Raw genomic sequence first — 13,436 nt, forward strand, 5'->3', positions numbered from 1 at the left:
ACAGTTGGGGTTTCGGATGTCGGCAGTGGTTTAATTTGTTGGCTTGAGAAAGAGCCGGTGAGGGAATAAGCGATTGAGCCCCATAGCTTACACTGCCACCATCATCGCGGTCGTCGTCGTGCTGTTCGTCTGGAATAGGCTGCCTGTCGTCGTTGTCGCGATGGCGACTGCGACGGCGCTGTGGGCGACGGGCGTCCTGACGATCGATCAGGCCCTCGGCGGCTTCGGTGATCCCGCGGTGATCTTCATAGCCTCCCTCTTCATCGTCAGTGCTGGGCTCGACGTGACAGGCGTCACCGCGTGGGCCGGGCAGCTTCTGATCCGTGGCGCGGGCGAAGAGAGCCGCACTCGCCTGCTGGTGCTGACGATGAGTATGGTCGCGCTCCTTACGGCGCTGATCAGCGTCAACGGTGCCGTTGCCGCACTCCTGCCGGTGGTGGTCGTCATCGCCGTCCGCCTGAAGCGAAATTCGGCGCAGTTGCTCCTGCCCCTCGTTTTTTCCGCGCACGCCGGCTCGAAGCTCGCTCTGACGGGCTCGCCGGTGAACGTCTTGGTCTCGGACGCGGGCAGCGACGCCGGCTTCGGCGGCTTCGGCTTTTTCGAGTTCGCGCTTGTCGGCTTGCCGCTGCTGGCCGGAACGATGGGGATCATCATCTTATTCGGAAAGCGGCTCCTGCCCGAACGCAATGGCGCGACCATGCCCGCCGACTTCAGCCGCCATGCGAAAACGCTTGTCGAGCAATACGGCCTTGTCAGTGGTGTCTATCAGATGCGCATGCGCGCAAGTTCGCCCTTTATCGGCATGCCCGCGTCTGCCATCGAGTTGACCACGTATCCCGACCTGAAGCTCGTCGCCGTTCAGGAGGGTGAAACGGCCAGTCCGCTGCGCAGACCTGTTATCGCCGAGGGCGATCACCTGCTGCTGCGGGGCGACGCCGAGTCGGCTGCCGCGTTCGCTGCCGATAAGCACCTCGCATTCAGCGAGTTGGCGGCGCCCGGGCAGGGAGAGGAAACATTGTTCAATCGCAGTTCGGGCCTCGCTGAGGTGGTGATCCCGCCGCGCTCCGGCCTTATCGGCCAGAACGTTTTCCCGGGCATGGTTACCGAGAGCGGCGACCTGATCGTCCTTGCAGTGCAGCGCGCCGGCGAAGAGGTTGCCGCCACCAACGCAACACGAGACGCAGGAGGTATCGTGTTGCAGGCCGGCGATACGATGCTCTTGCAGGGAACATGGAAAGCTCTCGACCAACGCCTCAAGGATCCGGATGTGCTGGTCGTCAATTCGCCCGAACTGGTGCGTCGACAGGCGGTGCCGATGGGGCCGGGTGCCCGCCAGGCCGTCGCCATTCTGGTCGCGATGGTCCTGCTCCTCGCTACGGGCATTGCCCCGCCGGCGGTAGCCGGCCTGCTCGCCGCCGGCGTGGTCGTCCTGTCAGGGATCATGAGCGTCGAGCAATCCTATCGCGCTATCGATTGGACGACGGTGATCCTTGTCGGAGCGATGATGCCGCTGTCCACTGCCATGGTCGAGACGGGCGCCGCGAAACTGATGGCAGAGCATCTGGTGTCGCTCGTCGGCGACGCCGGCCCCATTGCGCTGCTCGCCGGCCTGTTCGTGCTGACTGCTATAATGGGGCAGCTCATCAGCAATACCGCGACCGCGCTCATCGTCATCCCAATCGGGGTGGCAGCCGCGGTAACCATGGGCATTTCGCCCCGCCCGGTGCTAATGAGCACCGCCGTGGCGGCGGCCGCGGCATTCCTGACCCCGATCGCGACCCCAACCAACCTGATGGTCATGGGCCCCGGCGGGTACGCTTTCGGCGATTATTGGAAGCTCGGTCTTCCGCTGATGCTCTGGTTCTTTGTCGTGGCTGTGTTCATAGTGCCGATGATCTGGAGCTTCTGAATTGTTATGAATGCCCGCTGGGTTCCGGTACTGCTGGGCATCATCTGCACAATTCTGCTACTGGCTGCGCTCTATTTCGCGGACGCGATCATTGCGCCCGTTGCCTGCGCCCTCTTCATCATCGCAATCGCCTGGCCGTTTCAGAAACGGCTTCAGACGCGTCTGCCGCAGCTTGTGGCGCTGGCCATTGTCGTCACGCTGGTCGTGCTGGTCTTCGTCGTGTTCGCCTCCGTCGTGGCCTGGGGCTTCGGTCGGATCGGCCGATCTCTCATCGCGGAGACGCCGCGGCTTCAAGCGCTTTACGAACAGGCGACATCCTGGCTGGAAACACATGGGATCGCCGTCGCCGGCCTGTGGGCCGAGCATTTCAACATGCGCTGGGTCGTGGGGGCGATGCAGGGCCTGTCGGCCCGGCTGAATACGATGATCTCGTTCTGGGTCGTGGTGCTGATCTATGTGCTCCTCGGCCTGCTCGAGGTCGGCCCGCTGGCGCGCAAAATTCCCCGCATCTTCAGCAGCGAGGCCGCGCGCGTCCTGATCGTCGGCGGCGAACGCACCGCCGCCAAGCTGCGCCGGTATCTGATGATCAGGACGATCATGAGCGTTGCAACGGGTGGACTGGTCTATGTGTTTGCCATGGCCCTCGGCCTGCAGCTTGCGACGGAGTGGGGTGTCATCGCCTTCACCTTGAATTTCATCCCCTTCGTCGGCCCGTTCATCGCAACGCTGCTGCCGACCTTCTACGCGCTGGCGCAGTTCGAATCCCTGTATTCCGCGCTGGTTGTCTTTGGCTGCCTAAATCTTATACAATTCGCCATCGGCAGCTACGTAGAGCCGCGCGTAGCGGGTAAGGCGTTGTCACTGTCGCCCTTTCTCGTGCTGTTTTCGGTTTTCCTCTGGATGTTCCTATGGGGTCTGTTCGGCGCATTCATCGGAGTTCCAATCACAATTGCGGCAATTACCTTCTGCGCGCAATCGCCTTCGACCAAGTGGCTTTCCGATATGATGGGCGCGCCGGACAACGGCGAAGTAAAGGACCCGTCAGCTGTGCAAGCAGGCGCCGGGAACGTCGACGCGCTCCGGCGATAGCAACGTGCTCCCCGTTGTCATCCAGGCCGCGCGGCGCGAAGCTGATCGCGTCCGGGCCGCGCAGTCCGATACCGGGTGCGCCTTATACCTACGTCACCACAAAAGAGTTCCTGCTGGAGTTCTGGCTGGATTTTGAAGCCCTCGAGGACGCGGGGCTGCTGTCTAAAGAAAAGCTGTTGGCCGGCGACATATTGCCAGCGTTCGCTGGCGGCCAAGATGACGTCGGTGCCGAACTGGAGGGATAGCTGAGGCTGACAACCGAACGGCCATCCTCGCCGGCGTCCTTCACGTCCTCTATGCCGAACCAGACAAGACGCTGGCCGGCATCGCCAACTTCCTGTCCGACCCGCGTCGTCCGGCGGAAGCCACCTTGCGCGCGATGATGGACACGCCGCATCTCGGCGAAGCCGGCGTTCATCCCGTCATTGCGTCGTCCGCGCGAGAACTGCTGAACAAGTCCGAGAACAAGCGCAGCGGCGTGCTTTCCACCGCCATGTCGTTCCTGGGCCTCTACCGCGATCCGGTCGTGGCGCGCGTGACGGCGCGCTGCGACTGGCGTATTGCCGATCTCGTTGGGGGCAAGAAGGCCGTCAGCCCTACCTTGTGGTGCCGCCGCGTCGCCATGGTCGATATTTGCGACATCGCCGGGGTTGCAGCGATCGAGTTGATCCGTCGCGAGCAGGTTTCGGCAAGCTGCCGATCGAAACCATCAACCTGGTCGATCCCGACACGCTCACCGGTTAGGACGTGGCGGGTATCTGGTCCGACGTGCTCGGCCGTCCGATCAACTACGGCGGCGACGATCCCACCGGCTTCGAGCGAACATGGCCAACTCCATGCCGAAGTGGATGGCGTATGAGATGCGCCTGATGACCGAGCGTTACGTCAGCGATGGCGTGATACCGTAGGACGCTGGCGTCGAGCGCCTGACCAAGTTCTTGGGCCGTCCGCTGCGCTCGTACCACGGCTTCGCAACCGGCGTCGCACCCGCGCCCGACGGTGCCGTTTAATTAACCAAGACATCGTTCCGGCAGCCGATCCCGGCGCAACCAAGGATTCGAGCGGCCGAATGGCGAGCCTGTGTGAGATACATTGCAGACACCTCACCTCTGATGTAATTTAGCAATTGATCAGGTGAGGGCTTGTCCGCTGTCGTGGCGGCGTTTCTCCCGGGTCGTGTCTCGGCAGGTTGCATGCTCTCTAACGGACCTTGATGCCGCAAGTTGTATTCTTGTGGTCATCAGGTAACCAGCGGTTAAGGGATTTGACATGCTCCGACGTTGCGGCTTCGTTGTAGCCCTCATCCTCGCAAGCCTTGCGGCCTTCGACGCGTCCGCGCTCGAACGAAGGGTTGCCTTTGTCATCGGCAATTCCGACTACCGGGAAATCTCGGCCCTCAAGAACCCGGCCAAGGATGTTTTGGACGTATCCGATACGTTTCGGCAGGCTGGCTTCGAGGTGTTCGTTGCGAGCAATCTCACCAAGCTGCAGTTCGAGGACCAGTTCCGCAACTATCTGGCCGCCGTGGACGGCGCCGATATCGCAGTCGTATACTATTCCGGTCACGGTTTTCAGATTGGCGGCGAAAATTTCCTCATCCCGGTAGACGCCTCGTTGAAACAGGCGGCCGACGTCGAGGTCCAGGCAATCAAGCTGAACGACGTGCTTCAGCAGATGCGTTCGAAGTCGAAAATCCAGGTGATCATTCTCGATGCCTGCCGCAACAATCCATTCCCGCGCAAGGACTATTGGCTAAGGGACCAGCTTGTTGTCGCAAGCGGCACCGGCCTTGCACAGATAAAAAGTTCGCTGAACACGCTGATCGCGTTTGCCACCGAACCCGGTGCGGTTGCCTATGACGGCGCCGGCGACCTCAGTCCTTTTTCGTCAGCGTTTGCCCGTCGTGCGCTGGCCCCCAACCAGGAGATTCGCACCGTTATGTCGGCCGTGCGCCGGGATGTGGTTGAGGCTACAAAGGGCCTGCAGGTCCCCTGGGAGAACTCTTCGCTGATCGACGACGTCGTTCTGATGCGCCGCAGCAGCCGCCCATCACTGCCGCCGGTGCTGGAGAAGGTCGTGCTGTCGGGGACCGGCCCCGTCGATCTGGATCTCGCGGAACCGGTCGATGTCGACGGCGGGACAATCACCGTCAGCATCGAAAGACCGCCCACGCTCGGCCGCCTGATGCTGGACGGCAAGGTCGTCGAGGCGGGAGAACAGATCCAGGGCAAGGACCTGCCGCGTTTGCAGATGGATGTCCCCAAGGGAATCGGCGAGCCGGAAGAGATGGACATGCTGGCCTATGCCGCACGCGATAATTGGGGCGGCGAAGCCAGGGGCATGCTGGTGTTCCGGATCAAGAGCGGCGAAGGCGCCCAGGGCGAACAGGTAATGGCTTCGCTCGAAGCCGAGCAGAAGCAGCAGGTACTGGAGCGTGGCATTCATATCACCGGCGCCGCCGAGGCGATCGAAAACCGGGAGATCGACATTCCGGTCGGCGTCGGTCCGATTCCGTTGAAGCTGAATTTCCCGACACAGGACCCCGCGGTCAGCCTGAAAGTTGCGAGCTATCCGGCAACGGGAACACTCTCCCTGCCGGATCGGATCCTATCGCCCGACTCCAGCTTGATGGCCGATGAGGTCGACCGGTTGCGCTATGAGCCACAGATCGGAGCCGGCAAAACGGTTGAGGTCGCCTTCGAAATCCGGGCGGGTAGTGCCGCATCCGAGCCGGCGACGATGAAACTATCGCCTACCGTCGATCCGTGCGACTCGGCTGCCGGCGAACCCCTCGACCTGCAAGGCGTCGTCCCCGGTCTGCTGCCAAACGAAATCGGCGCCGACGCGGTGAAGCTCTGCGAGGCTGCGGTCAAGGCATATCCCAATGTCGCCCGCTTCCGCTATGAACTGGGGCGCGCGCTGCTTGCAGCCCGCAAGGTCGACCAGGCCAGGAAAGCTATCCAGCAGGCTGCCGACCGGGGGCACGTGCGCGCCGTTTTCGAACTCGGCTACCTCTTCGCGACCGGAACGGGCGTGGCTGTCGACCGCAAGCAGGCCAACACCTTCTACGCGGCTGCGGCCGACAAGGGCGATCCCTACGGGATGACGTCGTGGGGCCGTGCCCTGTTCAATGGCTACGGCGTCGAGCGCGATACGGCCAAGGGGCTGGACCTGCTGCTCAAAGCGGCGGCGATGGGGCACACCTATGCCATGAACGATCTCGGCGCGATCTTCACCGAAGGCCGCAACGGCGTGACCGCCGATCAGGCCCGCGCCGTTGCCTTCCTGGAAGCCGGCGTGCAGCGGCAGGACATGTATTCGATGAACCTGCTCGGCCGGAACTATCTGTCGGGCGCGGGCGTCGAGAAAAATCCGGAAACCGCGCTGGAGCTGTTTCAGAAAGCCACCGAACTCGGCCAGCCCTACGCTCCGGGCAGTCTCGCGCGCATGCATCGCGACGGCGTGGGCGTGGAGCGCAACCCGGCAGAAGCGCAAAGACTGTTCGAGATGGCGACCATGCGGGGCGACCCCTCCAGCGCATTCGATCGCGCGGTTCTTGAAATGGAAAAGGCCGAAAATGCCGATCAGGCCACGGCCGTCCGTTTTCTGGCATTCGCGGCCGCACTGGACACCCGCAACGAGATGCCGGAGGCCCGGACGAACCTCGCGAAATTCGGCACGAAGGTGAAAACGACGGCGTTGAAGCAACTGCGCCAGGAACTCAGGTCGAAGGTCCCCGCATCTGGTTCGCTGGACAATCAGTTGGTCGGCGCGGCCAGGCGGGTCTGGGAAGAAGCCAACCCGCGTCGGGACGTGTTTTAATCAGTCAGGAGGCAAACGGTGCGCAGGACATTCAAGCAAGCAATCGTCGGAACAACCCTGTCCGGCATCCTGGCGGCTGTCACAGGCTGCACGTCCTTGATGCCACCCGAACCGGCGCCGCTGGTGGAGGAGACATCACCGCCGAAGGTCGTTCGCAGGGTACCTGTTGAGCAAAGGGTCGTTCGTAGGACACCTGTGCAGCAAAAGGTCGTCAAGGCCGCTCCCAAACGGGTGGTCAAGAAAAACGTGATCAAGCCGGTTGCGGAAGAGCCTATCGAGGAGCCTGTTGTCCCACCTCCTGTGATCGTTCCTGCGGGCGGCGGAAACGGCGGGAGCGGTGGGAGCAGCGGGGGAGGCGGCTGGGGATAAAGTTGACGGATATCCTTGATGCACGTCAAGGAGGCGTTGGCCAGATGGCCTCGATGCGGCTGCTACTAGGGTAGGCAATCAGGTTTAATATGCATCCGCTGATTGGTGCAGCGCCTCGATCTCTGCCATCTGGATGCCCATTTCGACAAATGCGGAAAGAACCGAAAAGCGGTCCGCCAATGCAACGCGCGCCAGTCCGGCCAGAACTCCTGCGTTGACCGCATGGGCGGCAGGAAATGATTGCAAGTGCGATGCCGCAGCCATGTCCGTATCCGTGCCGCTGCCGCGCCATCCTGCAGCCAGCGCAATCCAGGCAGCCGGCGTCGTTGGCGGCATTGCCGCGGCCCTGCTCACTTCCGCGCCATGGTGATGACCGTAGGGTTGGCTGACCAATTCGTGAACAAGCGCGAGCAACTCCTGATCCCCGCTATCGAGCAGATCGGTCAGCTGGGTCAGGCACTCATGAGCCCACCAGACCGCAGCCCGTTCGGGAAGCAGGTAGGCACAGAACGTAACCGCCTCCTCCGGCACCCGTCCGGCAAGCAGGGCTCGGCAAAACTCGATTGAAGGCTGTTCGGTCGGAGGTGCTACCATGTCTCCGGCAACAGCTGGGCAGGCCATGAAAAGATCCCGTGCCGTTTTGAATCGAAGCTCATTGGCCATGGCCGCCACGCTTTCACCTGGGGAACAGTTGGTACTGAAGCGCTGGACGGGGCGCGGGTCAAGCCTCAGTCCTGGGCAAGGTGGCTACCGCCGTTCATCGCCGATATGCTCAACGTTTATGACAGACAGTTGCTTCGCAATTTGATATAGTCCGAGGCTGGCGAAATCGGATGCTCAAAACAGGAGTAACCGTTGTGAAGTTGTGGGGTTCAAGCTTCGTGTTGGCGGTCACGCTTTTTTCGACACATGCTTCCGCCGATCCGCTTCAGAAATCAGAAGACATCGTGAAGTTTTTTGCCGGGGCGAGCGAATTCGGCCCGTCACGTGGGGTTTGTGTCGGCACCGAAGACGAATGTAAGAGCAAGAAGAAGGAAGCACCCGCCGAAAAAACCAGCCTCGATATGCTGATCAATTTCGGCCTGGATTCCGCGGAACTCGACACGACTGCGCGCGCTGAACTCGGCGAGTTCGCCAAGGCGCTCAACGATAACCGGCTGAGCACGTTGAGTTTTGTCGTGGAAGGCTACACCGACGCTTCCGGCTCGGCTCACTACAATGATGGGCTTTCGGAACGAAGAGCACAATCGGTGACCGCCTTCCTGACGTCCAATGGCGTCGACGCTGCCCGCATCAAAGCAATCGGCCTGGGCGAAACGCATCCACGCAACCCCGACCCCTACGATCCGGCCAACCGCCGGGTGGAAATGCGGATAAGGACTGAGTAGCTGGAGCCGGGTGTGCCAAAGCCCGGCTCAGATGTCGAACAGGCTTGAACCGCAGTCGCGTTCGACCGGCCTCATGCGACGCGCTTTAGCTTGTTATTTTATGCATGTCGTTGTCGCAAAACCGCTGCGCACTCTCGGTCAAGCCCCGAGGGCATGCTTTTGCGCGACATGCATTGGTCAGTTGTTGTTGAGCACGCCACCCACCGCAACGCCAGTGCCGAAAATCAGCGCCTTGGTCAGGAAGTCGTTGTTGTCTCGTGGCGGAGGGACGTCCCGCCGAACCACCTCGCGGTAGCGCTTTTTCTGCACCACCTGCTGTTGCTTGCGGGGCTTGTGTACCACCGGCTTTTGTGTCCGGGCTTTCTGTGCCACCGGTTTTTGTGTGTAGGCCTTGTGTGCCGCCGGCTTTTGTAGACGGGCCTTCTGCACCTGTTTTTTCGGCTGCACTGCTCGAGCCTGATCGGCAGCATGTCTGGCGCGCACCGGCTCCATCATTGGATCCGTCTGGATCACCAGGAACGCCAGTTGCTCGCGTGTCAAGAAATTGGTCCGCGGCAGACCGTTCTTTGCTTGCCAGATGCCGATCGCCTGACGGGTCTTCGGACCCATGTTCCCGTCGATACGGCCAAGTTCGTTGCCCAAGGCTTCGATGCGCAACTGCAGATCGATGCGGGCCTCGCGATCGAGACCGATCGCACTTTCTGTCAACTCGGTACCCGGAGTCTGTTTCGCCTCGTCTGAAACACCAACGGAGGTGCGGACGGCTGAGCCGGTACTGGCATTCGCCTCGTCCTCGTCGACTGCCGCGACCTGCCGGTTTTCGGCTTTCGGTTCCTTCAACTGGTCGATGTTCAGCCGTGCCACCGTGGCGAAGCGACCCTCCGGAAACTGGCCGAGATAGGCTTCGTAGAACGGAACGGAATGGCGCTTCGAAGCTTCATCCCACAGACGCTGCTCGACCTCCCAGGAAGGAGGCTCGCTGGTTACGGGGGCGGGGATTGCGGTCGCAGCGGCGCCGGATGCGTCAGCGACAGGTTTCGCGGCAGGCACGGCTTGCGCAATGGATTGTCCGATGAAGACCTCGCGCCCCAGCGATGCGTTGTGCCAGGGTCTCTGGCGACCCTCCGTCGCCTCGGTCACCTGACCGCGTACGCGCGTCAGCGCGCTCTGGATTTCAACGCCGGGTTCAGTCAGGTGCCTCGCGAGCGCCGTGGAATAGGGACTGTTGACGCCGTTGCCGTCGAAAGCGATGGCGCCTGGATCCGTCGCATAGGCAATCAGAATGCCGCCAGTTCCAATGCCGTTCGATTTTGCTTCAACCGGCGCCAGACCGGCGCCGAACGAGGTGGAACGGCTCTTGGGCATCGCGGCCGCCAGGGTCCTTGCCAGCGGATTGTCGCGGCAGGCATCGAGGATAACGACGCCAACCGCCGGCTCGGGCGGTAAGGCTGCCATGAAGTCATCGATCTGAATGGTTCGGGTCTTGAGATAGGCGGGCGATGTCAACTCGGCGTCGACCGGAATCAGGAAATTCTTGCCGTCGACCTGCATGCCGTGGCCGGCATAAAAGACGACGGCGAGATCGGCGTCGTAGGACTGCTCGGTAAACCGACTGATGAGGCTGTGCATGCCTGCATTGTCCTGATCGACTCCCTCGATCACCTGGAAGCCGGCATTGCGCAGGGTGGATGCGATGAGGCGCGCATCGTTGGCGGGATTGGGCAGGGCAACGGCATGGATATATTTGCTGTTGCCGATGACCAGTGCAACGCGTTTGGCGTCGGGCGTGGCAGCCTCGGCGCCAAGCGAGGCGATGATGAACAGGATGAACCCGCTCAGAAAGACAGCGAATGCTTTCATGGACCAACCCTCCGCGCTTTTCATCAGCGACATAGTCGCTTCTGCCATAATGGCTCTTAGGCGTATGTGACCCAGGTCACAGTTTTGGTTCACAAAGGCCCGAAAAATTGGCAATAATGACCTTTGGCGCGCCACTAAACGGCGAGCCCGCGAGAAGCACGTTCAAAGGGTATTCTGAATCGAGCTTATGAGGGCGGTGATCGCCTGTTTGTACTTTTCGAACTCCGGCGATGTCTGGCGGACTTCCGTCGTCGTCGTCTGCTGGCTTACGGCAGTCGTCAGCGGGCTCAGCTTCCGACCCATTTTCCGTTCGGCCCAACTCACGACATAGCTGGTGGTCTTGCCGGTGAGAAACGGGTTGGCTTGAATGACGGCCGACCCGAGGACGGCGCTCAATTGCGCCGAACCCGGCGCCGACAACGCTTGATGCGCGCCTTCCATTCCCAGGAAATGGCAGAGATAGAGCCGGCCGGCTGTGATCTGGTGGCCGCGCGCCCGAAGATAGGCTTCACCTTCGCGCGCCAGGTTGCTCACCATCTCGCGCGAGATCGTGGCGTCGTAACGCAGAGCTAGCAGGTCGGCGGTCGACAATGTCCGCGCAAGTTCGGGCCGGTATGTGTTCATCATCCTGATCCAGGTCTTTGTTATGAACTGGCCGGCTCCGGTCGCTGAAGAATTGGGGTTCTTGGCACGGGCGCTGCCGCCACTTTCGACATGAACGATACGGTCAGTCAGCGTTTCGACAGCGGAATTGTCCGTGGCGATTGTGGTAACCGTGCCCAGGGGATTGACGGCCTCGCCACTCCGATAGAGTTCGAAATGCAGGTGCGGCCCAGTCGAGAGGCCGGTGGTGCCGATATAGCCAATGATATCGCCTGCCTTCACCTTCGTGCCGACACCGTCCTTGATCGCGAACCTCTGCATGTGCGCATAGCGCGTCTCGCTCCCGTTTCCGTGCGAAATCTTCACCAGATTGCCGTATCCCTTTCCATCACCCTGAAAGACGATTTCGCCGTCGAAAGCGGCTGCAATCGGTGTACCCAGGGGTGCCGCCCAATCCACACCCTTATGGATCCGAACGGTTCCTAGGATCGGGTGTTTGCGTGGACCGAAGGTGGACGTCATGACACCGTTGACCGGCGTGACCATGCCGTTGGTGACCGTCAGCGAGCGAACCTGATCGTCACCGCTAACGCATGCAAACTGGCCGTCGCTCTGCTGGAAGACGAAACAGTCGAGGCTCTTTTCGCTACCCTGGACGCCTACATACAACACCCGTCCGGCAGTTTCTTCCTTGCCACGTGGCCTTTGGGAATAGATCAGGACCAGACGCTGGTCTTGGCTGGCGAAGGCATCCAGATCCTGTCCTCTGGAGAGGTACATGATCGCCTCTCCGATCACCCCGGTCGGAACATTATTACGTGCCGCCGTGGAATAGATTGCGTCGAGTAGCCGGTATTGCCTCTTGTACGTGCCTTCCACCTGTGCGCCCGAGTAATTGAACAGATCTTCACGGACCCAAGGATCCACGCCAGACTCAAATGCACCGGCGGCATTGCGCGTCAGCGTGCCGACAAATGTGTTCTTGGCGTAGATCGAAACCTGCATGAGGGACATTGTTGTCGTCTCGCGCGCCGGCCGGAAACCGCGCATCGCGACGACATAACCCGGCTCAAGGCTTTCCCGATTGAAAAGCGACCTCAGGGCTTCGCCTGCCAGCTTGGCATCATCGGCGGAGAAATGCGAGTCCAGGGCAACGCTGTCCAAACTGCGGTCGTTGAGAATCTTTACGAACGTGTCTGCGGTAGCCTCGAATCGCTGATATTCGCTCATGACAATTGCGACGCTTGTGTTGTTTTCTATCTGGGTCTTCCGGAACGCGGGAAGGGCTGCCTCGCCTGCAGCGATTGTTTCGCCCCAGCCCGCTTCGGGATCATCGGCGCCCGCCTGCGGACCAGAAGCAAGCGGAGCTTCACCTGGAGCGAGTGGCTGAGGATCGTCTTGCAGATCGCTGGATGGCGCCGCCGCGGTCTGCCGCTGTGCCTGGAAAAATGCGAAATCTTCTTGCGTGGACGGGATCGTCGTCATGAATTTTTCGCTGGCGCTAAGCATCACGTCAGACAGAATCTCGATCTGGGGAGAAACTCCGGCCTGATCGAGTTCCACCGGTCGCGCGACCACTTTGCCTTTCGTTGCGGCGCCCGCGTCGGGCGCAAGGGTGATCCACATAGGATCCCCCGCTAGCTCGATAATGGCAGGTACATAGATCGATGCATCGGCCGGCACATCGTCGGTTCCCTCGACCGCCTGCAACTCCTCGTCTTCATCGCCGAACGACCAATAGTTCGCGGTGAGATAAAAGCCGGTGGCGATCGACAACAGGACAATCGCTGCAAGACCGGCAAGGAGCCTGCGCCACAGCCTGCGTCTGCGAAGGGCAGCGCGCGCCTGCTTCTTCAGCCTGAAGCTCGTATCGATACTGTGCGTCACGGATTGCTTCCGGTCAGGAAAAAGGTCCACCGCACCTGTTCGAGCGTATCGACTTCGAGAAATCGCGCGGCAATGCGGCCGCGTTGCCAGCATTCATCGATACCGCGTATCGAGAAGCGCCGCCGGTCGATGCACATTTCGGTCGACCCGGTCAGGATCGCGTGACCAAAAACGTCCGTCGCATAGATGTAGATGTAGCGGTTCGTCAGTTCCTCGCGGATGACGTTTACGCATTGATTTGCGCCGATGGTCCACCAGCCGTCGGTCTGGTCCGTATTCTCGACCTTCTGGCCAACGGCGAGATTGACCACGTCGAGCGTCTGATTGCAGACGGTAAATTCGGCACGCGCCTCGGTGGTCGAGAGGAAAGCCAGCAGCGCAGCGCCCGGGAGAATCGAAATCCTGACATAGTCTCTCAGGGCAAGCAGGGCTCGAACCAAGTCACCCGGCCTTTTGGGCGGGTGAGCGGGCAGGGAGGAAAAACGCGGGCGGCGGAGATCCATGGGCGT

General features: G+C 61.2%; 8 protein-coding genes and 2 pseudogenes. 6 read left to right on the plus strand and 4 right to left on the minus strand.

All coding sequences use genetic code 11. The features are described from left to right. Window positions 1-73 precede the first annotated feature (73 nt). From ABID19_RS00615 to ABID19_RS00640, 5 genes and pseudogenes are all read left to right on the plus strand, one after another. On the plus strand, window positions 74-1,909 hold the full coding sequence (locus ABID19_RS00615; protein WP_354487177.1) for an SLC13 family permease: 1,836 nt from the start codon (window positions 74-76) through the stop codon (window positions 1,907-1,909). 6 nt (window positions 1,910-1,915) lie between these two features. Further along, the gene (locus ABID19_RS00620) at window positions 1,916-2,998 is read left to right on the plus strand and encodes an AI-2E family transporter (protein ID WP_354487179.1); all 1,083 of its coding nucleotides are present in this window, start codon (window positions 1,916-1,918) and stop codon (window positions 2,996-2,998) included. A gap of 29 nt (window positions 2,999-3,027) precedes the next feature. After that, window positions 3,028-3,243 (plus strand): annotated as a pseudogene (locus ABID19_RS00625) (SMC-Scp complex subunit ScpB); the annotation flags it as partial. A gap of 35 nt (window positions 3,244-3,278) precedes the next feature. Then, window positions 3,279-3,613: pseudogene (locus ABID19_RS00630) on the plus strand (type IV secretory system conjugative DNA transfer family protein); the annotation flags it as partial. Between the two features lie 654 nt (window positions 3,614-4,267). Further along, window positions 4,268-6,820 (plus strand): caspase family protein, encoded by a 2,553-nt coding sequence (locus ABID19_RS00640; protein ID WP_354487181.1) that lies wholly within the window; start codon window positions 4,268-4,270, stop codon window positions 6,818-6,820. Between the two features lie 453 nt (window positions 6,821-7,273). On the opposite strand, the gene ABID19_RS00645 is transcribed toward ABID19_RS00640, so the two are convergent. Continuing rightward, a complete protein-coding gene (locus ABID19_RS00645; protein ID WP_354488252.1) occupies window positions 7,274-7,852 on the minus strand; it encodes a DUF6931 family protein in 579 nt (192 codons plus the stop codon). 170 nt (window positions 7,853-8,022) lie between these two features. Between ABID19_RS00645 and ABID19_RS00650 the strand changes: the two genes are divergently transcribed. Continuing rightward, complete coding sequence (locus tag ABID19_RS00650; protein WP_354487183.1) at window positions 8,023-8,577, plus strand: OmpA family protein; 555 nt, start codon at window positions 8,023-8,025, stop codon at window positions 8,575-8,577. 177 nt (window positions 8,578-8,754) lie between these two features. Here the strand turns inward: ABID19_RS00650 and ABID19_RS00655 are convergent, their stop codons facing one another. The 3 genes from ABID19_RS00655 to ABID19_RS00665 are packed head-to-tail and all read right to left on the minus strand — an operon-like array spanning window position 8,755 to window position 13,430. Further along, the gene (locus ABID19_RS00655) at window positions 8,755-10,572 is read right to left on the minus strand and encodes a caspase family protein (RefSeq protein ID WP_354487185.1); all 1,818 of its coding nucleotides are present in this window, start codon (window positions 10,570-10,572) and stop codon (window positions 8,755-8,757) included. Between the two features lie 27 nt (window positions 10,573-10,599). Beyond that, window positions 10,600-12,927 carry a M23 family metallopeptidase gene (locus ABID19_RS00660; RefSeq protein ID WP_354488253.1) on the minus strand — a complete coding sequence of 776 codons (2,328 nt, stop codon included), beginning with the start codon at window positions 12,925-12,927 and terminating at the stop codon, window positions 10,600-10,602. Continuing rightward, window positions 12,924-13,430, minus strand: coding sequence for a DUF1036 domain-containing protein (locus tag ABID19_RS00665; RefSeq protein ID WP_354487186.1), 507 nt, complete (start codon window positions 13,428-13,430; stop codon window positions 12,924-12,926). The genes ABID19_RS00660 and ABID19_RS00665 overlap by 4 nt, the downstream gene beginning before the upstream one ends. Between the last annotated feature and the right edge of the window lie 6 nt (window positions 13,431-13,436).

The sequence above is a fragment of the Mesorhizobium robiniae genome (assembly GCF_040545535.1).
Taxonomy (GTDB): Bacteria; Pseudomonadota; Alphaproteobacteria; order Rhizobiales; family Rhizobiaceae; genus Mesorhizobium; species Mesorhizobium robiniae.